Annotated in this window: 1 protein-coding gene; it reads left to right on the top strand. The window is 38.0% G+C overall.

The features are described from left to right. On the top strand, positions 1-274 hold a 274-nt coding region (locus tag COE25_RS31085; protein WP_180247628.1), incomplete at both ends, for an IS200/IS605 family accessory protein TnpB-related protein.

Below are 274 nucleotides of genomic sequence, written 5' to 3'. Positions count from 1 at the left end.
GATTTTTTACATAAGGCCAGTGCAAAAGTGGTGGAGATTGCTCAAGAAAGAACCATTGATACAATCATCATAGGTAAAAATGAAGGTTGGAAGATGGAGGTTGATATGCAAAAGACTACAAAACAAACCTTCATACAAATCCCATATGCCACTTTCATAGGAATGATTCGATACAAAGCAGAACGACATGGAATTCAAGTCATTGTCCGAGAAGAAAGCTATACCTCTAAATCTAGTTTCTTGAATCATGACCCGATTCCAACTTACGGGGAAG

The sequence above is a fragment of the Bacillus sp. AFS031507 genome (assembly GCF_002584635.1).
GTDB lineage: Bacteria > Bacillota > Bacilli > Bacillales > Cytobacillaceae > Neobacillus.
Note: the sequence above shows the minus strand (reverse complement) of the source record. Positions and strands in the feature narration are given on the sequence as shown.